Raw genomic sequence first — 21,220 nt, 5'->3', positions numbered from 1 at the left:
CGCGCGCTCATCGCGCGCCTGCGCCGACGAGCGTCGGCAACCCGGCCGCGATCCGCTCGACGACGGGCGCCCACTGCCCGCCCTCGGGCTGGCGGAACAATCGCGCGGACGGATACCACGGGCTGTCGTCGCGGTCGAGCAGCCAGCGGAAATCGGGCGTATGCGGAATCATCAGCGCAAGCGGCCTGCCGAGCGCGCCGGCCAGATGCGCGACGGACGTATCGACGCTGACGATGCCGTCCATCAGCGCGGTCAGCGCCGCCGTGTCGGCGAAGTCCCCCAGTTCGTCGCCGACGAAGCGCACCGCGCTCGCGTCGAGCGCCGGCCGATCCTCGTCGCGCACCACCTTCTGCAGGCTGATCCACTCGTAGCGGTCGTCGAACAGCGGCAGCAGATCCGCGAGCGTCATCGAGCGGTTGCGATCGTTCAGGTGCAGCGGGTTGCCGGACCACACGAGGCCGATGCGCGGCCGCGTCGACGCGCCGAGCCGTTCGCGCCAGCGCGCGACGCGCGCGGGATCGGCGCCGAGATACGGCACGCCCGCCGGAATCGACGCCAGATCCGTGCGAAATTCGAGCGGCAGGCTCAGCAGCGGGCAATGCAGGTCGAACGGCGGCAGCGGCTCGCCGCGCGCGACGAGCGTGTCGACGCCGTCCAGCGTCGCGAACAGCGTCTTCAGTTCGACCGGCGCCTCGAGCACGACGCGTGCGCCGAGCGCCTTCACGAGCGGCACGTAGCGGCAGAACTGCAACGTGTCGCCGAGCCCCTGTTCCGGGTACAGCAGGATCGTCTTCCCGGCGAGCGGCATCCCGTGGGTCCAGCGCGGCTGCGCGAACGCGCGCCGGCTCGCGTCGAGCTGGGTGTCGCGCCAGCGCCATTCGTACTCGGCCCAGCCCGCTTCGAAATCGCCGATCGACAGGCACAGGAACGCGCGCATGCAGTGCGCGAGCACGTAGTCGGGATCGAGGTCGATCGCGTCCGCATACGCCTGCCGCGCGGCGTCGTGACGTCGCAGCGCACGCAGCGCGTTGCCCTTGTGAAAGTGCGCGAGCTTGTCGCGCGGCGTCGCGTCGATCACGCACGCGAAATCGTCGAGCGCGGCCTCGTAGCGGTGCGTTTCGAGCTGCACGCGGCCGCGCGTGAACCATGCGGGTACAAAGCTCGCATCGAGCGCGAGCGCGCGGTCGCACATGTCGCGTGCATCGTCGTGACGTTCGACACGCATCAGCGCGCTCGCGTAGTTGCACAGCACGCCGGTACTGCCCGGTTCCACATCGAGCGCGCGCGCATAGCTGTCGACCGCGTCGCGATAGCGCTCCAGGTGGCTGGCCGCGTTGCCGCGGTTCGCGAGCGCCCGCGCATGGCACGGATCGATCGCGAGCACGCGGTCACAGCGCCCGAGCGCCTCGTCGTGCCGGCCGAGCTGCTCGAGCGCGATCGAACTGTTGAAGATCGCATCGACGAAGGTCGGGCTCGTCGCGCTCGCCGCATTGAAATCCGCGAGCGCGCGTTCGGGGTCGTGCAGGTCCAGATACGCGACGCCGCGCAGGAACAACACTTCGGCGCTGCCCGGCATCTGCGCGAGCGCGTGGCCATAGCTGTCGACCGCATCGCGGAAACGGCCGAGTGCGCGCAGCGCGAGTCCACGCCCGCGCATCGCGTCGAACGAACGCCCCGCAAGCGTGATCGACCGGTCGCAGTCGGCGAGCGCTTCGTCGTGGCGGCCGAGTGCGCGCAGCATGTCGCTGCGCCTCACATAGCCGTCGGCGAAGCCGGGCGTCAGTTCGAGCAGGCGATCGTAGACCGTGCGTGCGTCGTCGTGCCGCGCGAGTTGCGCGAGCAGCCCCGCGCGCTGGAACAGGACGCGCTGATGGACGGGATTGATCGCGAGCGCCTCGTCGAGCCGCGCGAGCGCATCATGCGCTCGCCCGAGCCCGGCCAGCACCGCCGCGTAATTCGCAAGCGCGAGCGGCACCGGCTGGCGCTCGACCGAGCGCCGCATCAGCGGCTCTGCATCGTCGAGCCGCCCCTGCTGGAAGCGCACCGCGCCGAGCAGGTGCAGCGCCTCCGGATGCTCGGGGTCGAGCGTCAGCAATTCGGCATACGCGTTCTCCGCATGCTGCAGCGCGCCCTCGTGGTGTGCCCTGCGCGCACGCAGGAGCAGCCGTTCGAGCTGCGCGGTGTCGGGCGGACGTCGATCCGGCGCGACCGGCGCGCTCGCGAATGTCGTCCCTTCCCCGTTCGGTATCATCGTGTGGCTCCCACTGGTCGCTGTTCGTATCGCGTGTCGTGTCTAACGTGTCATCGGCTCGAGCGCGGCACGCACCGCGTCGATCGCGCCCGCCCAGTCCCCCGGCGCCGGCTGCCGGAACAGCCGCGCGGACGGATACCACGGGCTGTCGCCGCGCGTACGCATCCAGCGCCACTCCGGCGGATCGGGCAGCAGCACCCAGACCGGATGGCCCAGCGCGCCCGCCAGATGAGCGACCGCGGAATCGACCGCGATCACGAGATCCAGCGCGCCGATCAGTGCGGCCGTATCCGCGAAGTCGCCGAGTTCGTCGTCGACGCGGCGGACCGGTGCAGCCGCGAGCCGCGCCTCGTCGCGTTCGCGCACGGGCTTTTGCAGGCTGATCCAGTCGACGTCGAGATCGAACAGCGGCGCGAGCCGCGAGAAATCGATCGACCGGTTGTGATCGTTCCGGTGCTCCGGATTGCCGGCCCATGCGAGGCCGATCCGCGGCCGGCGCCGTTCGCCGAGCAGCGCATCCCACTCGCGCGTGCGCTGCGGGTCCGCATGCAGGTAGGCATCGGCGCGCGGAATGGTGGCTTCTTCCGTTTGAAACGCATGCGGCAGGCTCAACAGCGGCGCCTGGCAGTCGAATGCCGGCAGCAGCTCGCCGCGCGCGATCACGTCGGCCGTACCGGCCAACGACGCCATCAGCGCGCGCAGCGTCGGCTGCACCTCGAACACGACCCGTGCGCCGCGCGCGGCCACCAGCGGCACATAGCGGCAGAATTGCAGCGTATCGCCGAAGCCCTGTTCCGCATGAATCAGCACGGTCCGGCCGTCGAGCGGCGTGTCGCCCTGCCACGCCGGCTGCGTAAACGGCCGGCAGTGCCGCGCAAGCTGCGCATCGCGCAGCCGCCATTCGTATTCGGGCCAGCCGCGCGCGAAATCGCCTTCGATCAGATACAGCGACGCGCGCGCGAAATGCGCTTCGGCGTAGTCGGGATGCAACGCGATCGCGCGGTCGTACGCGGCGAGCGCGTCGTCCGTGCGCGCCGTTTCGAAATGCAGGTTGCCGCGATTGAGCCAGTTCGTCGCATGATCGGGACGCAGCGCGAGCGCGCGATCGAGCGACGTCATCGCTTCGTCGTAGCGGTGCAGGTCCTGCAACACGCTGCTGCGGTTGGTCCACGCTTCGGCAAAACGCGCGTCGCGCGCCAGCGCGGCGTCGTAGCTGGCCAGCGCGTCGTCGTAACGCTTCAGATAACGTAATGCGGTACCGCGGTTGCACAACGTCTCCGCCGCGTGCGGATCGAGCGCCAGCGCGCGCGCATAACCGGCCAGCGCATCGTCGTAGCGCTGTAGCTGCAGCAACGCATTACCGCGGGTCGCATGGGCGCGGACATGATCCGGATCGAGCATCAGCACGCGCTCGCAGCGGGCGAGCGATTCGTCGGCGCGGCCGAGCCGTTCGAGCGCCACGGCGCTGTTGTAGAGCACGTCGATCCGCGCGGGATCGGCCGCGATCGCTTCGTTGAAGGCGGCGAGCGCCTCGCCCGGACGATCGAGATCGATCAGCGTGCGGCCGCGCTCGGCCATGATCGCGGCGACGCCGGGCCGGATCGCGTTGGCGCGATCGAAGCACTGCAGCGCGTCGGCCGGCCGCTGAAGTTCGCGCAACACGAGGCCGCGGTTGAACCACGATTCGAACGAACGCGGGTCGACCATCAGCGCGCGATCGTAGGTGTCGAGCGCTGCGTCGAAGCGGCGCAGCGCACGCAACGCGCTACCGCGATTGCAGAGCGCATCGAGCACGAGCGGCGACACGGCGAGCGCGCGGTCGAACGATGCCAGCGCGTCGTGGTAGCGGCGCAATCCGAGCAGCGTATTGCCGTGACGCACGAGCGTCTGCACGTCGTCGGGCGTCGTGCGCAGCGCAGCCGTGAAATGCTCGAGCGCCTCGTCGACGCGGCCGCGCTCGCCGGCGATCGCGCCGAGATCCGACAGCGCGCGCGTGCCGGGTGCGATCGCGATCGACTGGCGCAGCAACGCTTCGGCGTCGTCGGCCGCGCCGCGCTGGAACTGCAGTACGCCGTACAGGTGCAGCGCCTGGGGATGGTCCGGCTCCTTCGCGAGCACGGCGAGATATTCGCGCGCAGCGTCGTCGAACCGTCCGGCGCTGTGCCAGTTTTGTGCGCGGCTCAGGATCGCCGCCGCTTGCTGTTGCCCGCGCGCGTCGTTTCCCGACGCGCCCGCGTGTGCATCATGCCGGTGCTCGACCGTCACGTTCGCCCCCTTCCCGTTTGCCGATGCCGATGCCGCCGCCGAACCGGCCAATGGAACCGGTCTCGGCGGTCATGCTCGTCACGAGACTAACGGACGGGCAATAACAGACGTATGACGAAAGTTACGGACCTTTTTGCCCGGGGGACGGAACACGTTTCGGGCCGGGGCGGCACACGCCGCCGTCACTGTCCGATCGGAATCGTCCGCACGTATTCGACCGCCGGCGAGCCGATCGTGACCGCGAAGCGCACCCCGCGCGGCAGCGGCATCCCGAGCGACGTGATGCTGCTGACGCCGTGCTGCGCGAGGAACTGCGCGTAGGTCTGCTCGACGCTCGCCTGGCTCGTCGTCCAGCCACCCGGCGGAACCCACACGGAAAGCTGCATCGACCGCGCATCGTTGCTGACCACCACCCGCGCGAACGCGTCCATGTGATGCAGCGCGTCGTCGACGTCGGCCAGCGACGCGAGCGGCTGCGACGCACTGCGCACGAGCTCGCGCCCGTTGAGCTGGTAGCGCACGACCTGCATCTGCGTCGGTCCGCCGCCGACACCGAGATGGCGCACCATCACGAGTTCGCCCGGGCGGATCCGCAGCGGCGGCCCGAACACTTCGTCGGCCGTCACGAGGTTCGTCAGGTCGAACTGCAACTGCGAGAAATAGCGGCCGAGCAGACGCGTTTGCGCCAGATTCGACGCGATATCGTCGCGACCGCGGATCGTCGCGTCGAGGCCGCGCCACGACAGCAGCGCGATCACGGCGAGCAGCGCGATCGCGACCAGCATCTCGATCAGCGTGAAGCCGCGCGCGCGCGCCGCCGCGCGCGGTTCAGCGGCGCGCTTCATTCTGGATCACCGTGACGACTTCGGCGAGCACGTTGCGGCTCGATGCGGAAGGATAGACGCTCACCGTCACGCGACGCACGAGCGGGCTCGGCAACGCGGCCACCGACTGGCGGCACACGAACCGGTAGCGGCCCTGCGGACACGCGAACGTGTTCGTGCCGACGGGCGGCCAGGTCGACGCGATGCGGATCTCGCCGAGCGCGTTGTCGGCGCTCCATAACGCGAGCAGGCGCATGCGGGCCGTATCGGTATCCGACGCAAGCGCGCCGATCGCGCGCATCACGGCGCCGAGCGCCACCGCCACGATCGCCAGCGCGATCAGCACCTCGATCAGCGTGAATCCCCGTTCCGGCGCCCGCGCCGTGCGCGATCCGCCGCGCGCACGGCGGTTGTAGTCGGTGTTGTCGTCGCACATGACCTGCGTTCTTGTCGATGGGTCGTCGCCCGGCGTCCGGCGCGCAAACCGCGGCGCAGGCCGCACGCCGACGCGACGGGCGCCATGCAAGGACGTTAAGCGCGGCGTATGGCAGACACGTGTCGAATGGTACGAACCATTTGGCTCGGCAAGCGCGGGCGGACCGGCGGACCGGCGCACCGCATGCGGTGTCGCGCGATGCGCGCATCGCGGCAGACGGAAGGCGGGAAACGATCGGGGAAAACCGCCCGGCAACGAGCGGTGGACGACAGTGAAGGCGATCCTCGGGCGGGATCGACGCGACGGCGTCAGGCCGTCACGGCGGCGTCATACTCGGCGCGGGCAAGCTGGCCGGCGGCGTAAGCCTCGGCTTCGCCGCGAAAGCCTTCCCGGCTGAATGCGACGACTTTCACCCCGACGCCGGTCGCCCGCTTCACCGTCAGCGCCCATTGCCATCCGCCGTCTTGTTCAAAGACGTGCAGCGAGGGTTCGAAGGAAGGGTCGAATACGGTCACGCGTTGGGCTCCTGCCCCGTTGCGCGTTGCATCGGCAACGCACGGGGCATATCAAAAGGTCGCGCCGGTATACCGACGCGTTTCATCCATTCGACAGTCTAGTCAATGATTGTTGCGACGCACCATCAGAGGTTTCACTCATCTATCGGAACCCCGAGGTCGATCGAAGATGCCTGAAACCCAGATGGGACGGGACTCAGCGCCGCTTCAGGCCGCACGGTACAGCGTTCGTGCGGCAACGTGCCGCACGCCAGGCCGATTGCTTGCATCGGTCGTTCGTGGGTCGAAAAAAACGGGGCGCGAATGACCGGGCCACTCGGGCGCCCGGTGACGACCGGTTGCTACCGGCCCGTACCGGCCGGCATCACGCGCCGGAATGTCAGGTTGACGCGCTCGCCCTGTACGCTCGGTGCCTTCGGCACGCGATGCTGCCACTCGGACTGCGTCCGCCCGCGCATCACGAGCAGGCTGCCGTGTCCAAGGCGATACGCATGCGTGACGCCGGTCGCGCGATGGCGGAGATCGAACACGCGCATCGCACCAAGGCTCACCGACGCGATCACCGGCGCATCGCCGAGTTCGGGTTCGTTGTCCGCGTGCCAGCCGAGGCTGTCCTGCCCGTTGCGGTAGCGATTGAGCAGCACGCTGTTGAAGTGTGCGCCGCACGTCGCCTCGACCGCGTGCTTCAGGTCGAGCACGGCCGGCGTCCACGGTGCCGGCACGTTGCGGATTCCCGAATACACGTAAACGGCATCCGGTTCGCCCTGCCACGCGGTGAGCCTCGGTAACGGAATGCGTCCGCGCGGTGTGCGGATCGTGTCCTGCTGCCACGCGACCTCGCCGATCAGCGCGGCCAGCGCGCGATCGGCGTCGGGCTGCGCGAGCCAGTCCGGGTACCAGTCCACGTCGGGCACGGGCGTATCAGCGAAGAGATCGGGCGTCGACATGTCGGGAATCAACGGACGATGAAGGGGCGATGATGGGGCGATGATGGGGCGATGAACGGGACGAGCCATGCATGTCTGCATACTAGCCAACGGCGCCGCGCGCCGCCATGCGCTGTCATTCGCCGCGCGAGGAAAACCGCCGCGCACCGCGATGCGCGTTTGCGCATCACGCTATCATCGCGGCGTGTCGCGGTACGCCCTGCCGAGGGCTGCCGCTTTCTTCCGCCATGCCCGCCGGCGCGACCCGGCCGCTTTCTTTCCGGATCCCATCATGACGACGCTCTCCGATTCCGCCCTCGATCAACTGTTCCTCACCGCGCGCACGCACAACGCGTGGCAGGACAAGCCCGTCGACGACGCGCTGCTGCACCGGTTGATCGACCTGACGAAATTCGGCCCGACGTCGGCGAACTCGAGCCCCGCGCGCTTCGTGTTCGTCAAGTCGCCCGAAGCGAAGGCGCGCCTGAAGCCCGCGTTGTCCGAGGGCAACCTCGCGAAGACGATGGCCGCGCCCGTTACCGTGATCGTCGGCATGGATTTCGCGTTCTACGAGCACCTGCCGCGCCTGTTCCCGCACGCCGACGCGCGGAGCTGGTTCGCTGGCAACGCTGCGCTGATCGAGGCTACCGCGTTCCGCAACGCGTCGCTGCAAGGCGCGTACCTGATCCTCGCCGCACGCGCGCTCGGCCTCGACGCGGGCCCGATGTCGGGCTTCGACGGCGCGAAGGTCGATGCCGCATTCTTCGCGGGCACCACGATCAAGAGCAATTTCCTCGTGAATCTCGGCTACGGCGATCCGGCCGGCCTGTTCCCGCGCAGCCCGCGCTTCGACTTCGACGATATCGCCCGCATCGAGTGACGGCTCGCTAGCCGCCGCGCGTCAGCCGGATCAGCGTGATTTCGGACGGCACGCCGAAGCGGTTCGGCGGCCCCCAGTATCCGGTGCCGCGGCTCGTATAAAGCCACAGATCGCCGAAGCGGCTCAGCCCGCCGATCACCGGCTGCTGCATGCGCACGAACGGCGGCCACGGCAGGAACTGGCCGCCGTGCGTATGCCCCGACAACTGCACGGTAAAACCCGCGCGGTTCGCCGCTTCCGCGCTGCGCGGCTGGTGCGCGAGCAGGATCTTCGCGCCGACGTCGCGCGGCGCGCCGGCCAGCGCCTGCTCGGGATCGCTGCGATGCGCGGGATCGAACCCGCCCGCCGTGAAGTCGGTCACGCCGGCGAGCACCGCGCGCGCGCCGTCGTGCTCGATCAGCACGTGCTCGTTCAGCAGCACCGTCAGCCCGATGCGCCGGAATTCGTCGATCCACGCATGCGCACCCGCGTAATACTCATGGTTGCCCGTCACGAGAAAGCTGCCGTGCCGCGACTGCATGCGGCCGAGCGGCGCGGTGTGTTCGCGCAGGCGCTTGACCGAGCCGTCGACCACGTCGCCCGTCACGACGACGAGATCGGCGTCAAGCGCATTGACCGCGCGCACGATCCGTTCGATATAGGGCCGCTTGATCGTCGGCCCGACGTGGATGTCGGACAGTTGCACGATCGTCAGCCCGTCGAGCGCGGCCGGCAGCCCCGCGACCGGAATCGACACGCGCTTGACCGCCGCCGTGCGGCGCGCGCCGACAAACCCGATCGCGGTGACGAGCACCGCGGCCGCCAGCACGCCGAGCGCCGTGTCGGCCGCGGCGCCGCTCCACGCGCCGTCGTGCCCGAGATGCCGCCACGCGAACACGCCGAGCAGCACGAATTCGCGCAGGAACGTCAGCGCGAGCAGCGACGAAAAGAAGCCCATCACGAGCGAGCCGGCCCAGCCGGCCAGCGTCGCGGCCCAGCCTTCGTCGAAGCGGCGCGAGAACATGCCGACCGGAATCAGCACGACGAAGCTCGCCAGCACGAGCGCCGCGATCGTGCGCGCGACCGTCGACGCGAACGCGTCGGGAATGATCCGCATCCCGACATACAGATGGAACAGCACGCCGATTGCAATGAACCGGACAAAGAAACTTCGCATGGAGCGCTCACCTTCGTTGCGATACGGCATCCGCGACGCGCGTCGCACGAGGCGGTGACGCCCCGTGCCGCGCTTCGCGCCATACGCACGATGGTACACAGATACCGGCCACGACGATCGGGCGCGGCCGTCGGTGGAGTCTCGCGCGGCTTCGCGTGGTAATCGACCGTTTCCACACCGATTCCGACGCGCCAGCATCGCAAATGCAGCCAGCCTTCTTTCGTCTGACGATCGTTTACAGTCCGTTAGCAACCCTACACGAGCTTACGCTGGCAGAATCGCGGCGATACGGCCGCCGCTACCGAAACGCGCTGCCGGACGGGCCGACGTGAACGCCCGGTCTTGCACAGCGAGCCGCGGGGCTTGTCGCGCAGGCGGGACGGACGGCTGGCGGTCCGCATCGTGCTGCTTTATTATCGGCTCCGTATCGCGGAATCGTCGTCGCGGCGACGCACCGCATTGCGCCGCGCCCGGCATCCCCCCCATCGTCGAGCTCGTCACATCATGAGAAAAACAACGCCGCGCGCGCCCCTGCGCGTCGCCGCCGTCCTGGCGCCAGCCCTGCCGCTCGCGGGCTGCGCATCGCGCGGCGCACCGTCGTACGTCCTGTTCGGCGCGTATTTCCCGCTCTGGCTCGTCAGCGCGATCGTCGGCATCGTCGGCGCGATCGTCGCGCACCGCGTGTTCGTCGCGACCGGCTGGGCCGCCACGGTCCCTTACCAGCTTGCCGTCTGCACCGCGATCGGGCTCGTGGTCGCCGTGATCGTCTGGCTCACCGGCACGGGGCCGTTCGCATGAAGGCCGCCGGAACCGCCCGCCCCTCCATGAAAGGCCGGGTGATCGCGCTTGCAATCGTCGCGCTCGGCATCGCCGCGCTCGCGTACGCGTACCACCGCACGACGGCCTACCCGTCCACCGACGACGCGTCGATCGACGCGGATATCGTGCACGTCGCGTCGCCTGTCGGCGGGCGCATCGTGCGGCTCGCGGTGCATGAAAACCAGCGCGTCGCGAAAGGCGACCTGCTGTATGAAATCGATCCCGTGCCGTACCGGCTGTCGGTCGCGCAGGCGCAGGCCGATCTCGAGCTCGCGCGCGCATCGCTCGACACGCGCCGCCGTTCGCTGATCGGCGAGCACTCGAACGCGGCAGTCGCCGCCGAGCAGGTCAAGCGCGCGACGCAGAACGCCGACCTCGCGACGCGCGACGTGAACCGGCTCGCACCGCTCGCCGCGCAAGGCTATGTCAGCGCCCAGCAGTTCGACCAGGCAAAGGTCCGCCAGCGCGACGCGGCCGTGTCGCTCGCGCAGGCGCAGGAACAGCAGCGCGCGTCCGCGCAGACGATCGGCGACGACGCCGACGCGATCGCGACGCTGCATGCGCGCGAGGCCGCGCTGGCCCGCGCGCAGCACGCGCTCGACGATACGGTCGTGCGCGCGCCGCACAACGGGCTCGTGACGGGCCTGACGGTGCTCGCCGGCGAAACCCTCGCGCCGAACCAGTCGATCTTCACGCTGATCGACGCGAGCGAATGGTTCGCCGTCAGCAATTTCCGCGAGACGTCGCTGAATCGCATCGAGGTCGGCGACTGCGCGACCGTCTATTCGATGATCGACCGCAGCCGCCCGATGACGGGCAAGGTCGTCGGCATCGGCGCGGGCATCGCGGACAGCGCTCGCATCAACCTGCCGCGCTCGTTGCCGATCGTGCAGAATTCAGTGAACTGGGTGCACGTCGCGCAGCGCTTCCCGGTGCGCGTGAAGCTCGACGAACCCGACGGCAAGCTCGTGCGCGTCGGCGCGAGCGCGATCGTCGAGGTCCGGCATGGTTCAGCCTGCCGCTGACGTCCGCTCGCCGGGCCCGCGCGAAGTCCTGCGACTGCTCGCGCCGTTTCCGGGGCGCGCGTTGATGGCCGTGCGCGTCGCGCTGATCTGCGCGCTGGTCGTGCTCGTGACGAGCGGGTACGGCACGCCGGAGGCCGCGATCTCCGTGTACGTCGTGTTCTTCCTGAACCGCGCCGACCGCGTGACGAGCGTCGTGCTCGCGATCGCGATGCTGCTGCTCGTCACGGTCGTGATCGCGCTCGTGATGGGCGTCGCGATCTTCAGCATCGACTATTCGATTCTCCGCGTCGCGTGCATGGCCGTGCTGTCGGTCGGCCTGCTCTACCTGACCTCGGCGAGCAAGCTGCGCCCGGTCGGCGCGATCCTCGCGATGATCGTCGGCTTCGGGCTCGACCAGCTCGGCCTGGCGCCGTTCGGCGAAGCCGCGACGCGCGCGCTGCTCTATGCATGGCTGATGGTCGCGATCCCGGTCGGCGTCGCGATCGTCGTCAACCTGCTGATCGCGCCGTCGCCGCGCAAGCTCGCGCAAGCGCAACTCGCGAAGCGGCTGCGGCTCGCTGCGCGGCGGCTGCACGGCGATGACAGCGGCGACGCGCGCGCCGCGTTCGACGCGAGCCTGCGCGAAGGCGACAAGCAATTGCTCACGTGGCTCAAGCTGTCGAAGCTCGAAGGCTCGTCGGCGGCCGCCGACGTCGTCGCGCTGCGGCAGGCCATCGCATCGAGCACCGCGCTGCTCGTCGCGGTCGCGCTCGCCGACCGCGAACCGGACGCACGGTTACCCGGCACGCTTGTCGAGCCGATTGCCACGACGCTCGACGACATGGCCGCCATCCTCGAACACGGCGGCTATCCGGTCGACGTGACGCTCGCGCTGCCGGCAGCCGATACGCTGCCGCCGCTCGCGCGCGTCGTCGCAACGGATCTGCACACGGCGATCACGCACTTCGCGGAACCGGCCGCGACCGCCGCATCGGCCGATACGGCGCGCGAGCACGCCGCCGACGTGCCGGCCGAACCCGCCGCACCGCCTGCGCCGCCCGCCCCGCGCGGCGGCTTCTTCCTGCCCGACGCACGCACCAACCCAGACCACATCCGCTATGCGCTGAAAACGACGGTCGCCGCGATGTTCTGCTACCTGCTGTACTCGCAGCTCGACTGGTCGGGCATCCACACCTGCTTCATCACCTGCTACATGGTGTCGCTCGGCTCGACGGCCGAAACGGTCGAGAAGCTCACGCTGCGCATCGCCGGCTGCATCGTCGGTGCGCTGATCGGTACGGCCGCGCTCGTGTTCGTCGTGCCGTCGCTGTCGTCGATCGGCGAGCTGATGGCGCTCGTGTTTGCCGGCGCGTGGCTCGCCGCGTGGGTCGCGTTCGGGTCGCCGCGCATCGCCTACGCGGGCTTCCAGGTCGCATTCGCGTTCTTCCTGTGCGTGATCCAGGGCGCGGGCCCCGGCTTCGACCTGACGCTCGCGCGCGATCGCACGATCGGCATCCTGCTCGGCAACGTGGTCGTGTATCTCGTGTTCACCCGCATCTGGCCCGTCAGCATCGGCAAGCAGATCGACACGGCGCTCGCGGCGCTGCTCGACCAGTGGCGGCGCCTCGCGCAGATCGCACAGCCTGCCGAGCGGCGCGCACTGGCCGCCGAAGCATTCGCAAGCCACGGCGCGATCTCGCAGGAGCTCGGCCTGATCCATTACGAACCGTCGTGGGTGCGGCCGGCCGCCACGTGGCTCGCCGCGCGGCGGCGCGCACTCGCGGAACTCGGCGCGCTCGAAGGCCCGCTGTTCCTGCTCGCCGAACGCGCACCGGGCGACGCGGCGATCGGCGCGCGGCTCGCACGCGTGGTCGACCTGCGCGACGACGAAGCCGCGCCTCGAACGGATGCCCCCGCGCCGCCGGCCCCGCCGCCGAACGCCGCCCCCGCTGCCCCCACCGATCCCGCACGCGACGCGCTGCTGAACCTGATCGACTCGCGGCTCGCGCACATTGCCGACGCCGCCCGTCAAGCCACACCGAAGGAGCCTGTCCCCCATGCGCCTACCTGAACCGCCGGCCGCCCCGATCGCCGCCGCCGCCCTCGCGACCGCCGTCGCGCTGGCCGGCTGCGCGACGTCGTCGATCGATCTGGCGCCGGAGGCGTCCAACCGCCCGTGGCAGCCGCAGACATCGGCCGCGGGCGACATCGTGTCCGCACCGCCGCGCGCGAACGCGCAAGGCGCGCACGACTACACGCTACCGGCCACGCCCGCGCTCGCGTCGGTACCGTCGCCTGCCGCGCTCGATGCCGCGCATGCGTACACGCTGCCCGAACTGATCGACCTCGCCGAATCGGCGAACCCGCTGACGCGCATCGCATGGAACGACGCGCGCAATGCGGCGCTCGCGGTCGGCATCGCGAAATCCGCCTACCTGCCGAAGCTGTCCGCAACGGCCATGGGCGCGTATCAGGCGAACCACGGCTCGACATCGACGATACTCGGCGACTCGTCGAGCGACACGACCGTGCACGGCACGATCTCGGCGCTGTCGCTGCAATGGCTGCTGTTCGATTTCGGCGGCCGCGCAGCGCGCGTCGAAGCGGCCGAACAAGCGTCGATCGCGTCGAACGTCGCGTTCACGGCCGTGCACCAGCAAGTGATCCACGACGTGACCGTCGGGTACTACCGGTACGAAGCCGCGCGCTCGCGCGCACTCAGCGCGCAGCAGGGCCTCGCGAACGCGGACGCGATCCTCGCGGCGTCCCGCGCGCGGCTCAAGCATGGCGTCGGCACGGTCGTCGAGCTTGCGCAGGCGACGCAGAACCGTGCGCAGGCGAACCTCGCGCTCGTGCAGGCGAGCGGCACGGAAAGCGACAGCTACCTCGCCCTCGTCTCCGCGCTCGGCATCTCGCCGCTGTCGAAGCCGACGATCGCCGCGCTGCCGAAACGGCCGCTGCCGCCCGCGCTCGGTTCGTCGGTCGACGCGATCGTGTCGGACGCGATCGCGCGCCGCCCCGACCTGCAGGGCGCGTTTGCGCTCGAAAAGGCCAATCGCGCGAAGATCAAGGCCGCCGAAGCCGCGTTCATGCCGAAGATCTTCCTGTCCGCTTCGACGTCGTATGCAAGCGGCGGCACGGCCATCACCGCACTGCCCGCGATCGGCGACCAGGCGCCGACCGTCAACCTGAACGGCAGCCGCTACGGCGGCGGCGTGTTCCTCGGCGTGACGATCCCGCTGTACGACGGCGGCCTGCGCTCGGCCGTGCTGATGCAGGCGCGCAACGATGCTCAAAGCGCATCCGCGCGTCTCACGCGGACCAAGGAGGAAGCCGTCCGCCAGGTCGTTGCCGCGCAGAACGCGGTACAGACGAGCCTCGCGTCGCACGACGCCGCGACGGCGCTCGTCGATGCCGCGCAGACGAGCTACGATGCGGCGCTGACCGCGTACCGGAACGGCGTCGGCTCGGTCACCGACGCGACGATCGCGCAAAGCCAGCTGCTCGCGGCGCGGAACGCGGAGGTCGACAGCTACGCCGGTGCGCTGTCGGCGGCTGCCGCACTCGCGCTCGCGACCGGGACGATCGGCTCCGCGCAGTAGCGCAACCGCCGCCGGGCGGTTGACGCATGCGCACGCCGCCCACTAGAATGCCGCCCATTCTTCCTTCAGGAACCATCGTGGACAGTTGCAGCACTCCGTTGCGTGCGCCGCTTGCCGCCTGAACGCCTGTCCGACGCAGTTCTCTCCTGCCCCGGCTCGCGTTCCGCGAGCCCGCACGCCTACCCGTTTCACACTGAATGACGCATACGCGCGGTACAGTACCGCGCGATGACGGCTATCGTCGCGTCGCCTTCGGCATTGCGCCGCGGCGATGCGAGCCGGCATGCGCTCCTTGCACGGCAGGACAACCATGACTTTCGATTTCGCACTCCGTCTTTTCACCGCGTTCGCCTGCGGCGTCGCCATTGGCCTCGAGCGCCAGATGCGCCAGCGCACGGCCGGCCTGCGCACGATCACGCTCGTCGCGAGCGGCGCGTGTCTGTTCGTCACGCTCGGCGTGCTGACCGGCAACGGCGTCGCCGGCGTCACGCAGATCGCCGCGTACGTCGTGTCGGGCGTCGGCTTTCTCGGCGGCGGCGTGATCATGCGCGACAAGGGCTCGATCCAGGGCATCAACACGGCCGCGACGCTGTGGTGCTCGGCCGCCGTCGGCGTGCTGGCCGGCTCCGGCCATTACGTGCCCGCGCTCGCCGGCACGGGCGTCGTGCTGCTCACCAACACGGTGCTGCGCGGCGTCAGCCAGGCGATCAACGCGACGCCCGTGTCGAACGCCGACCTCGTGCGCGAATACCAGATCACCGTGATCTGCCTGGCCGCCGACGAAGTGCACATCCGCACGCTGCTGTCGAACGCGATGTACGCGAAGCCGCTGTCGTTCCAGAGCCTGACGAGCGAAGACGTGCCCGACCAGCCGGACCGGCTGAAAGTGACCGCGACGCTGAAGCTGCATCCGAAGGATCAGCAGAAGCTCGAGCAGATCGCGAGCCGGATGAGCATGGAGAAGAGCATTTCCAGCGTGAGCTGGACCGCGAAGGAAGCGGAACCGCTGATGGAGTGAGCGGCACGGCGACAGCCGTATTCGCCGCCGCCCTCGCCTGCGTCAGGATGCCTCGATGAGCCCGGCCGAGATCGCCTTGACGACCGCCTGGACCTTGTTAGTCGCGCCGAGCTTCTCGAGGATGTTGTTGACGTGGAAGTTAACCGTCCGCTCCGAGATGCTGAGGATCTGGCCGATTTCGCATGCGGTCTTGCCTTCGGCCGTCCAGCACAGCACCTCGCGCTCCCGCGCGGTCAGCGTGACGCCCGCCGCGGGCGACAGCTTCGGCACCATGAAGCGGCTCATCAGCGAGTGCGACAGGTTCGCGAGCCAGTTCGTCTGCAGCGTCAGCATGTTGATCTCGGCAGGCGTCAGCCGGTCGGCGTGGCGCGCGATGCTCAGCAGCCCGAACGCACCGCGGGCCGCCCAGCTCGACTGCGCGACACCCACCGACAACCCGAATTCGCGCGCGTCCTGCCACAGCGGGCTCGGATCGATCCGGTCGACATCCGGCCAGACGATCATGTTGGTGCTGTGTGCGCCGTCGCGCACCGTCGAATCGACCTCGATGTAGTTGCGCGCCTGGTAGTGCGCCATCCAGCCGTCCGGATAGGTATCGAAGATCGCTACCGACGGCTTCGACACCGGCAGCGGCACGCGAATGCCGTAACAGCAATATTCGAATCCCAGCCGCCTGGAATAGGCGGCGATCCGCTGGAAGAGCTGCTGCTCGTCTTCCGCGGCGCTGAATTGTTGATAGGCATCCTGCCAGCGCAGTTCCATTCGTTCTCCGACAACGTCACGCTGTCATACTTGTCAGGTTCCAGCTCCTGTTCGGGGCTGCTACATTCCGCGCATGACTTCACCTTTGCTGCACCCGGTCCCCGGCCCGTCTCCGGACGGCTACGTGCGCCTGTCAGGAGGCGCACTGGCCGCGCTTGCACTCGACCATGTCTCAACCGGCCTCGATGCATCCCTGCTCGCCGAACTGCGCGACAACGCGATCGACGCGCGCCTCGCCGGCTATACCGAATGGCACCGCACGGCCAGTGCCGGCGCCCCTTACGTGACGGTCGGCTGGGACTGGTACCTCGAACGTGCGACGGGCACGTTCGTGATCGCCGGCGGCGACGTCCGCAGCAACGTGATGGCCGTCGACGCCAAGGGTACCGACATCGGCATGTTCCGCACGGCCGCCGCGCTTGCCGCGCGGCTCGCGTGCATCGACTGGCCCGCCGCGGTCGCGTCGGCCCTGCTCGGTCGCTACGACGCCTATCATGCCGGTCCGACGCTCCAGTGACAACTGGCCGCGCATTCCTCTGACCATTTCCGCGATGCTGGCGCTCTTTATAAGCAAAAGCGGCCCGGTTTTCAATCCCGTCGATCAAGAAGAAACCGTTACCACGTCCTGAATGGCGTCTTTGCACCGCCAACCTGTAAGAGTTACCAGTTACCGCCCCCTCGTGCCGCGCGATGTAATGCGCACATACAAAAGCACAAATCCGAGGACACCATGCGGACCTTCGTTCACGAGGAAGGGCGGTTACCACACGAACTTGCAGCGGATCTCGGGCGCTATCGACGCCGCGTGTTCGTCGAACAGCTCGGTTGGGCACTTCCGTCGGCGAACGAAAGCTTCGAGCGCGACCAGTTCGATCGCGACGATACCGTCTACGTGTTCGCGCGAAATGCCGGCGGCGACATGTGCGGATGTGCGCGCCTGCTGCCCACGACGCGCCCGTATCTGCTGAAGTCGCTGTTCGCCGACCTGATCGCCGAAGACATGCCGCTGCCGCAATCGGCGGCCGTCTGGGAGCTGTCGAGGTTCGCGGCGACGGACGACGACGGCGGGCCCGGCAATGCCGAATGGGCCGTGCGCCCGATGCTCGCGGCCGTCGTCGAATGCGCGGCGCAGCTTGGCGCGCGACAGTTGATCGGCGTGACATTCGCGAGCATGGAGCGGCTGTTCCGCCGGATCGGCATACACGCGCACCGCGCAGGCCCGCCGAAGCAGGTGGATGGGCGTCTGGTGGTCGCGTGCTGGATCGACATCGATGCGCAAACGTTTGCCGCGCTAGGAATCGAGCCGGGGCAGGCTGCCCGGCAAGCCATCGCCGCCTGAGCCGGAACGCGCGTTTCCGTCCGGGCGGCATCGTAACGAAGGAGAACCAACGTGGACCAGTCTCAGGTCTTTCGCGCGATGATGCCCGGGTTGACGAGCGCCAACGGCGCCCGCATCGCGGTCGCCTATCCGTCGTTTCCCAAGCCGCTGCCGCTCGTGCGGCTCGACCGCCGCGGGCTCGTGTTTCGTGCCGCCGGCGCCGCACCGCTCGTCTGCGGACTGCCGCGCGCGGCGACGCTGCTGGTCGCGGACGAACCGCTGTGCTCGCTGCGCCTCGTGATCCGCGACATCGCCCCGGCCGGCGACGGCCGCCACGACCTGACGATGCAGCCGTCCGGCGCCGCCGGCGACGAATTGCTGTGGCATGCGCTGCGCGACCACGCACCGTACCGGCGGATTCAGCACCCGCTCGCACCCGTCGATGCGTCCGTCGCCGCGGACAGCGAACCACACGTGGCGGCTGGCGAAGCCGGGCCGCGCGCGGCGCGCCGCGCGGCCTTCCGCCTGCCGTGCCACAGCGACGCGCTGTTCTTCGCGGACTGGCTCGAATATCACTTCGACGAGCTGCGCGCGCTGTCGCAACAGCACGGGCCGCAACTGCAGCTCAACCAGCTCGAGCGGCAGGTTGCCGACGACGAGGTCGGCGTGCGGTTCGTCTACGACATCGACGGACACGCGACGCGGCATGCGCTGACCGACTGCGCGCGCGAGGCCTGTGCGTGGATCGAGACGGAGATGCGCGACAAGTACGCGCTGCCTGTCGCGCAGGAGCGGTTCGGCGCGTTTGCGGCGCACGTGCGGGCTGGCGGCATGTGAGTGCGGTACGGGCCGTGTCGACGCGTGGCGACCCGTACCGCAGCAAGTTGCATCGATACAACGGGGGCTTGCCAACCCCCGGGTTTTCCCTTAAATTTACGTCTGTCTCCTCCATGTCTCCAAACATGGATTCAGCCCGCTCAAGCAGCGGGCTTTTTTATTGCCTGCTCGAATTGCGGGGACACATCGTCTTCCGTCCCGGTTAACCTGCCGGACGCGCACCGGTCGGGCGCAACCAGTAGTGGTGCACCGCAAATACCAGCGCGACCGCCACGACAAGTATCAGCAGCAGGTACAGCCAGCCCTTTCTGGTCGTCGGCAGGTCCGACAGACCACCCAGGTCGCCCGTCAGGCCCATCATCGCAACCACCGCCAGCCCGGCCAGCACCATCGTCCCCTTTGCCACCCACCCAAAGGCAACCTCCAGCACGGCCGCCCAGCGGGACTGGCGATAAGGTCCGGAAATCGGCCGACGAAGGTCGGGCTTATCCATTCCTCACCTCCCGTACGGCATGCGCGCATCCGCACGTCGGCCGGCAGGCTCCGTCGAAGGCAGGGATTCGAAAGTTTTCCGGACGAGCAGCCGCAGCGACGGGGTTCGCGCACTCGATCTGAAGCATCATGTTTTTTCTTTCGCGAGATGAGGTTCGGCGGTTCGTTTGGCCATAACGAATCCATATCGGCTGATACGGCAAGTATGGGCTGAAACACGATCCCCTTGCCTCGCGCAATCCGGTTCGGCCGGCTTATCATTGGCCGGCCCGCCACTCTCCGCCGAGTCCATCTTGCACGCCCATCTGCGCATTGCCCGCCCGGTTGGCAACCTCGCCAGAACCGAGCGCATGTATCGCGACGCCCTCGAATTGTCGGTACTCGCGCGCTTCGAGGATCACGACGGCTTTTCCGGCGTGATCCTCGGACGCGAAGGACTCGACTACCACTTCGAATTCACGCACTGTCCGGACCATCCGATCGCGCCGTCCCCGACGCCTGAAGACCTGATCGTGTTCTACCTGCCCAATCGTCCGGCATGGGAAGCCGCGTGCGAGCGCGCGGCCGCGCACGGCTTCATGCCCGTGACGTCGTTCAATCCGTACTGGGAAATATCAGGCCAGACATTCGAGGATGCCGACGGCTACCGGATCGTGCTGCAGAACGCCGCATGGCGCTGACAGGCATGCGCACGTGAGCCGTTACGCGCCGGCATTGCCGCCGGGGTGCGCGACATACACGACGTGCCACCGCAGAGCATGCCCTTCCGGCAACGCGGGATGATCGAAATCGCGCGCGGATCGGTGCTGCATGCCGAGCCGCTGCATCACGTGTTGCGATCGCAGGTTGGTGTCGGCCGTCCACGCGAAGATCTCGCCAAGCCCTATCCGGTCGAATCCGTCGACCCATGCCGCGGCCGCCGCTTCGGCAACGTAGCCATGCCCCCATGCGTGACGCGCCTGCCGCCACATGATCTCGACGCACGGTGCCATCGGATGCGTTGCGCGCGCTTCGTGCGACAGGCCGCAGAGCCCGATCAGCATTGCATCGGCGCGACGCTCGACCGCCCACGCGCCGAAACCGTATGCATCGAAATGCGCTTCGAAGCGCGCGATGACGTCGCTCGCCTCATCGACGGACATCGGGCCGCGCGCGAGCCACGCGGTCACGTCCGGATGCGCATGCATCGCCGAAAGCGCGCCCGCGTCAGCCGGTCGCCAGCGACGCAGCGCCAGGCGTTCGGTTTCGATCCTCGATGGCGTGGTCATGAGTGATACGGATCGTACGGGCGGCGGCGCGACGCAGGTAACGTCGCGAACCCGGATGCAGAACGGATGAAGGGAAAATCGCGATCGCCGCGTCGGCCGACGATGATCGGAAGAACAAACAGCGAGAAACGGGCGCCAGTGCTCCCGCTGTGATTACTCGTTTTCCTCGAAGTAATGCCCGAACTTCGTCTGCTTCGTGCGGATATAACGCTCGTTTTCCTCGCGCACGGGTACCGCGAGCGCCACACGTTCACAGACGGGAATCCCGTGCTTCGCGAGCGTATCGAACTTCTTCGGGTTGTTGCTCATCAGGCGCACCGACGTGACGCCGAGAATCCGGAGAATCGCGGCGGCCGAGTCGTATTCGCGGGCGTCGTCGGGCAGGCCGAGGTCGAGATTCGCCTCGACGGTGTCGCGCCCCTGCTCCTGCAGCGCGTATGCGCGGATCTTGTTGCTCAGGCCGATCCCGCGCCCCTCATGGCCGCGCAGATACAGCAGCACGCCGCGGTCTTCGGCGGCGATGTAGCGCAATGCAAGATCGAGTTGCTCGCCGCAATCGCAGCGGTACGAGCCGAACACGTCGCCGGTCAGGCATTCGGAATGCAGCCGCGTCAGCACGGACTGCTCGCCGGTCACGTCGCCCATCACGAGCGCGAGATGTTCGGCATCGCTGCCCGATACGCGGAATGCGTATGACGTGAACGTACCGTAGCGCGTGGGCAGCGACGCGGTGGCGACGAGCGTCACGCACTCGTCGGCCTGGCCGTTGCCCGGCGTGGGCGATTGGGGACGCGAAGACATCATGAATTCAATCGAAACGTTCAGGAATATAGGAGTTGTGTGGATA

General features: G+C 68.6%; 21 protein-coding genes. 10 read left to right on the top strand and 11 right to left on the bottom strand.

Translation table 11 applies throughout. The features are described 5' to 3' along the window. Positions 1 to 7: 7 nt before the first annotated feature. The 6 genes from JYG32_RS18270 to JYG32_RS18245 form a co-directional block, all read right to left on the bottom strand. The gene (locus tag JYG32_RS18270; RefSeq protein WP_213266436.1) at positions 8 to 2,251 is read right to left on the bottom strand and encodes a tetratricopeptide repeat protein; all 2,244 of its coding nucleotides are present in this window, start codon (positions 2,249 to 2,251) and stop codon (positions 8 to 10) included. A gap of 42 nt (positions 2,252 to 2,293) precedes the next feature. After that, positions 2,294 to 4,516, bottom strand: a complete 2,223-nt coding sequence (locus tag JYG32_RS18265; protein WP_213266435.1) for a tetratricopeptide repeat protein — start codon at positions 4,514 to 4,516, stop codon at positions 2,294 to 2,296. Between the two features lie 182 nt (positions 4,517 to 4,698). After that, positions 4,699 to 5,361, bottom strand: coding sequence for a PulJ/GspJ family protein (locus JYG32_RS18260; RefSeq protein ID WP_213266434.1), 663 nt, complete (start codon positions 5,359 to 5,361; stop codon positions 4,699 to 4,701). After that, the gene (gene gspI, locus JYG32_RS18255) at positions 5,345 to 5,776 is read right to left on the bottom strand and encodes a type II secretion system minor pseudopilin GspI (protein ID WP_213266433.1); all 432 of its coding nucleotides are present in this window, start codon (positions 5,774 to 5,776) and stop codon (positions 5,345 to 5,347) included. The genes JYG32_RS18260 and gspI overlap by 17 nt, the downstream gene beginning before the upstream one ends. A gap of 308 nt (positions 5,777 to 6,084) precedes the next feature. Further along, the gene (locus JYG32_RS18250) at positions 6,085 to 6,291 is read right to left on the bottom strand and encodes a hypothetical protein (protein WP_059585120.1); all 207 of its coding nucleotides are present in this window, start codon (positions 6,289 to 6,291) and stop codon (positions 6,085 to 6,087) included. A gap of 341 nt (positions 6,292 to 6,632) precedes the next feature. Further along, complete coding sequence (locus JYG32_RS18245; RefSeq protein ID WP_174381755.1) at positions 6,633 to 7,238, bottom strand: alpha-ketoglutarate-dependent dioxygenase AlkB family protein; 606 nt, start codon at positions 7,236 to 7,238, stop codon at positions 6,633 to 6,635. 271 nt (positions 7,239 to 7,509) lie between these two features. On the opposite strand from JYG32_RS18245, the gene JYG32_RS18240 reads away from it, so the two are divergent. Further along, the gene (locus tag JYG32_RS18240) at positions 7,510 to 8,097 is read left to right on the top strand and encodes a malonic semialdehyde reductase (protein ID WP_174381756.1); all 588 of its coding nucleotides are present in this window, start codon (positions 7,510 to 7,512) and stop codon (positions 8,095 to 8,097) included. A gap of 7 nt (positions 8,098 to 8,104) precedes the next feature. On the opposite strand, the gene JYG32_RS18235 is transcribed toward JYG32_RS18240, so the two are convergent. After that, positions 8,105 to 9,253, bottom strand: coding sequence for a metallophosphoesterase (locus JYG32_RS18235; RefSeq protein WP_174381757.1), 1,149 nt, complete (start codon positions 9,251 to 9,253; stop codon positions 8,105 to 8,107). A gap of 504 nt (positions 9,254 to 9,757) precedes the next feature. Here JYG32_RS18235 and JYG32_RS18230 point away from each other — a divergent pair. From JYG32_RS18230 to JYG32_RS18210, 5 genes are all read left to right on the top strand, one after another. Next, the gene (locus JYG32_RS18230; protein ID WP_012339766.1) at positions 9,758 to 10,051 is read left to right on the top strand and encodes a hypothetical protein; all 294 of its coding nucleotides are present in this window, start codon (positions 9,758 to 9,760) and stop codon (positions 10,049 to 10,051) included. Next, positions 10,048 to 11,097: a multidrug transporter subunit MdtN gene (gene mdtN, locus JYG32_RS18225; protein ID WP_213266432.1), complete on the top strand. Its 1,050-nt coding sequence runs from the start codon at positions 10,048 to 10,050 to the stop codon at positions 11,095 to 11,097. The genes JYG32_RS18230 and mdtN overlap by 4 nt, the downstream gene beginning before the upstream one ends. Next, positions 11,078 to 13,147 (top strand): FUSC family protein, encoded by a 2,070-nt coding sequence (locus JYG32_RS18220; RefSeq protein WP_213266431.1) that lies wholly within the window; start codon positions 11,078 to 11,080, stop codon positions 13,145 to 13,147. Before mdtN ends, JYG32_RS18220 begins: the two co-directional genes overlap by 20 nt. After that, a complete protein-coding gene (locus JYG32_RS18215; RefSeq protein ID WP_213266430.1) occupies positions 13,134 to 14,678 on the top strand; it encodes a TolC family protein in 1,545 nt (514 codons plus the stop codon). The genes JYG32_RS18220 and JYG32_RS18215 overlap by 14 nt, the downstream gene beginning before the upstream one ends. Positions 14,679 to 14,988: 310 nt before the next feature. After that, a complete protein-coding gene (locus JYG32_RS18210) occupies positions 14,989 to 15,696 on the top strand; it encodes an MgtC/SapB family protein (protein WP_126369164.1) in 708 nt (235 codons plus the stop codon). A gap of 42 nt (positions 15,697 to 15,738) precedes the next feature. Here the strand turns inward: JYG32_RS18210 and JYG32_RS18205 are convergent, their stop codons facing one another. Further along, positions 15,739 to 16,458 carry an autoinducer binding domain-containing protein gene (locus JYG32_RS18205; protein WP_213266429.1) on the bottom strand — a complete coding sequence of 240 codons (720 nt, stop codon included), beginning with the start codon at positions 16,456 to 16,458 and terminating at the stop codon, positions 15,739 to 15,741. Between the two features lie 73 nt (positions 16,459 to 16,531). Between JYG32_RS18205 and JYG32_RS18200 the strand changes: the two genes are divergently transcribed. The 3 genes from JYG32_RS18200 to JYG32_RS18190 all read left to right on the top strand — a co-directional run bounded on the left by JYG32_RS18200 (position 16,532) and on the right by JYG32_RS18190 (position 18,613). Further along, positions 16,532 to 16,975 carry a DUF4902 domain-containing protein gene (locus tag JYG32_RS18200; protein ID WP_213266428.1) on the top strand — a complete coding sequence of 148 codons (444 nt, stop codon included), beginning with the start codon at positions 16,532 to 16,534 and terminating at the stop codon, positions 16,973 to 16,975. Positions 16,976 to 17,188: 213 nt separating this feature from the next. Further along, complete coding sequence (locus JYG32_RS18195) at positions 17,189 to 17,797, top strand: acyl-homoserine-lactone synthase (protein WP_174380588.1); 609 nt, start codon at positions 17,189 to 17,191, stop codon at positions 17,795 to 17,797. 51 nt (positions 17,798 to 17,848) lie between these two features. Then, positions 17,849 to 18,613 (top strand): hypothetical protein, encoded by a 765-nt coding sequence (locus JYG32_RS18190; protein ID WP_174380589.1) that lies wholly within the window; start codon positions 17,849 to 17,851, stop codon positions 18,611 to 18,613. A 202-nt stretch (positions 18,614 to 18,815) separates the two neighbouring features. On the opposite strand, the gene JYG32_RS18185 is transcribed toward JYG32_RS18190, so the two are convergent. Further along, a complete protein-coding gene (locus JYG32_RS18185) occupies positions 18,816 to 19,106 on the bottom strand; it encodes a hypothetical protein (RefSeq protein ID WP_213266427.1) in 291 nt (96 codons plus the stop codon). Positions 19,107 to 19,398: 292 nt separating this feature from the next. Here JYG32_RS18185 and JYG32_RS18180 point away from each other — a divergent pair, with 292 nt between their 5' ends. Continuing rightward, a complete protein-coding gene (locus JYG32_RS18180; protein WP_213266426.1) occupies positions 19,399 to 19,785 on the top strand; it encodes a VOC family protein in 387 nt (128 codons plus the stop codon). 21 nt (positions 19,786 to 19,806) lie between these two features. Here the strand turns inward: JYG32_RS18180 and JYG32_RS18175 are convergent, their stop codons facing one another. After that, positions 19,807 to 20,373, bottom strand: a complete 567-nt coding sequence (locus tag JYG32_RS18175; RefSeq protein WP_213266425.1) for a GNAT family N-acetyltransferase — start codon at positions 20,371 to 20,373, stop codon at positions 19,807 to 19,809. 153 nt (positions 20,374 to 20,526) lie between these two features. Further along, positions 20,527 to 21,177, bottom strand: a complete 651-nt coding sequence (gene ribA, locus JYG32_RS18170; protein WP_114179492.1) for a GTP cyclohydrolase II — start codon at positions 21,175 to 21,177, stop codon at positions 20,527 to 20,529. Positions 21,178 to 21,220: the final 43 nt, after the last annotated feature.

This window comes from Burkholderia pyrrocinia (assembly GCF_018417535.1).
GTDB classification, from domain to species: Bacteria; Pseudomonadota; Gammaproteobacteria; order Burkholderiales; family Burkholderiaceae; genus Burkholderia; species Burkholderia pyrrocinia_E.
The sequence above is the reverse complement of the archived record's forward strand: the minus strand, read 5'-3'. Positions and strand labels throughout refer to the sequence as shown.

Excerpts from the sequence above, each read along its gene's own strand:
- JYG32_RS18270 (WP_213266436.1), bottom strand. The coding sequence starts at position 2,251 with ATGATACCGAACGGGGAAGGGACGACATTCGCGAGCGCGCCGGTCGCG.
- JYG32_RS18260 (WP_213266434.1), bottom strand. The coding sequence starts at position 5,361 with ATGAAGCGCGCCGCTGAACCGCGCGCGGCGGCGCGCGCGCGCGGCTTC.
- gspI (WP_213266433.1), bottom strand. The coding sequence starts at position 5,776 with ATGTGCGACGACAACACCGACTACAACCGCCGTGCGCGCGGCGGATCG.
- JYG32_RS18245 (WP_174381755.1), bottom strand. The coding sequence starts at position 7,238 with ATGTCGACGCCCGATCTCTTCGCTGATACGCCCGTGCCCGACGTGGAC.
- JYG32_RS18240 (WP_174381756.1), top strand. The coding sequence starts at position 7,510 with ATGACGACGCTCTCCGATTCCGCCCTCGATCAACTGTTCCTCACCGCG.
- JYG32_RS18235 (WP_174381757.1), bottom strand. The coding sequence starts at position 9,253 with ATGCGAAGTTTCTTTGTCCGGTTCATTGCAATCGGCGTGCTGTTCCAT.
- JYG32_RS18230 (WP_012339766.1), top strand. The coding sequence starts at position 9,758 with ATGAGAAAAACAACGCCGCGCGCGCCCCTGCGCGTCGCCGCCGTCCTG.
- mdtN (WP_213266432.1), top strand. The coding sequence starts at position 10,048 with ATGAAGGCCGCCGGAACCGCCCGCCCCTCCATGAAAGGCCGGGTGATC.
- JYG32_RS18220 (WP_213266431.1), top strand. The coding sequence starts at position 11,078 with ATGGTTCAGCCTGCCGCTGACGTCCGCTCGCCGGGCCCGCGCGAAGTC.
- JYG32_RS18215 (WP_213266430.1), top strand. The coding sequence starts at position 13,134 with ATGCGCCTACCTGAACCGCCGGCCGCCCCGATCGCCGCCGCCGCCCTC.
- JYG32_RS18210 (WP_126369164.1), top strand. The coding sequence starts at position 14,989 with ATGACTTTCGATTTCGCACTCCGTCTTTTCACCGCGTTCGCCTGCGGC.
- JYG32_RS18205 (WP_213266429.1), bottom strand. The coding sequence starts at position 16,458 with ATGGAACTGCGCTGGCAGGATGCCTATCAACAATTCAGCGCCGCGGAA.
- JYG32_RS18200 (WP_213266428.1), top strand. The coding sequence starts at position 16,532 with ATGACTTCACCTTTGCTGCACCCGGTCCCCGGCCCGTCTCCGGACGGC.
- JYG32_RS18195 (WP_174380588.1), top strand. The coding sequence starts at position 17,189 with ATGCGGACCTTCGTTCACGAGGAAGGGCGGTTACCACACGAACTTGCA.
- JYG32_RS18185 (WP_213266427.1), bottom strand. The coding sequence starts at position 19,106 with ATGGATAAGCCCGACCTTCGTCGGCCGATTTCCGGACCTTATCGCCAG.
- JYG32_RS18175 (WP_213266425.1), bottom strand. The coding sequence starts at position 20,373 with ATGACCACGCCATCGAGGATCGAAACCGAACGCCTGGCGCTGCGTCGC.
- ribA (WP_114179492.1), bottom strand. The coding sequence starts at position 21,177 with ATGATGTCTTCGCGTCCCCAATCGCCCACGCCGGGCAACGGCCAGGCC.